This is a genomic window from Massilia sp. CT11-108 (genome assembly GCF_047302915.1).
GTDB lineage: Bacteria > Pseudomonadota > Gammaproteobacteria > Burkholderiales > Burkholderiaceae_D > Telluria > Telluria orientalis.
Window position 1 is genome coordinate 1 of the sequence record NZ_JBKYMO010000908.1, and the last position, 1338, is coordinate 1338.

A 1338-nucleotide genomic window follows, 5' to 3' on the forward strand; every position below is an offset into this window, starting at 1 on the left:
CCTGACCCTTCCCCTCAAATTTTCACTACCTGCACCAGATTGATCAGTGTAAGTCGGGCGAGCTGGAAGGCGTGGCGATCCAACTGAGGTCGTACGCAATCGGCCAAATAATGACGTGCCAGGGTTAGTATTGAGAGCGTGGGCCCCGACTTCTTCGTGTTGCCGTAATTGATGTGGTAGCCAGCGCTTGCCGCCGCCAAGCCGATCAGCCAGAGGGCATAGCTGATCAATGCTCCCAGCATCAAGAGTACTTCCAGACGTTGGGGCGCGCGCGTCTGGCTCTCTGATAATGCCATTCCCCATTGAGCATTTTTTAAATCCCGGAAGGTCTGCTCGATCTGCATCCGGCCAGCGTAGATCTCCACTACCTGTTTCGCACTCAATGCTTCCAGGTCCGGGGAGACGGCGAGTAACCACGGTTCAACTTGAGTAGCCCTGTTTTTCTTGCTATTGGAGCTCGTCGTCTTCTTGCCGAAGCTGGTGCGATGATGGCGCCCTTGAGGTGCCTTTTTGTACAGCACCAGCTGACATGGCGTCGCGTTGGAGCGTGCATACTCAAAACGGCCAAGACAGCGTGGCTTTGCTGTCGCTCCGGCATACCAGGTCTTGCAGCCGTCCCATTGTCCGGATCCTTCGGCACATACCATGTCACGGTTCCGGATGCGCCCAATCCACGAAATGTGCATTCTCGTGGCCAGCTTGAACCACGTTGCCCGGAACCCGGCATCAGTGACCAGTATCGGCAGGCATTGATCGGGCAATAGCGAGCATAACGTCTCGAGGAAGCGGCGATGTACCTTCGGAGATCCCAGGTCGCATTCCGCATGCACCTCTTCGTAAAGAACCAAGGCACGTCCCTTGACGGTGACCGCGGCGCGCAAGAGATGCAAGCTTCCGTCAGGCACCAAATTGGACCAGTCGACACTAATGGCAATGTGCCGATGACCAGCCAGGACGGCTTCGTCCAGAGCACGAAAAATCGTTAGCCGCTCAGCCGGCAAATGACGATTACTCAGCAGACGATCACAGCACTTGATGCGATGACGAATGCTCGTCTTCGTGTCTAGACAGCGCCCCATCTTGACGACACCAAGCCCGCCGATTCTGCCGGCCTCTGCCACTTTCGCTATACAGCCGCGGCGCTTGGCATGGATCTCGGGACACTTCGTGTCCAATAGATTTTGTATGATGCGGTGTGCGTGCATGGTTGATTCTCCTTCGCAGTTTGGACGCTACGAAAGAGAGGGCTAACACAGCCATGCATGCACCAGCTTTTTTCACCGGAAGCTAACAGCAACCCCGTCCACCTACAAGAAAAATATGTGGGGAAGGGTCAGG

At 55.7% G+C, this 1338-nt stretch carries 1 protein-coding gene; it reads right to left on the minus strand.

What is annotated here, in order from left to right:
• Positions 1-14: 14 nt before the first annotated feature.
• Entirely contained in the window at positions 15-1205 is a 1191-nt protein-coding gene (locus ACEN88_RS31895) for an IS4 family transposase (protein ID WP_413346191.1), read from the minus strand.
• Between the last annotated feature and the right edge of the window lie 133 nt (positions 1206-1338).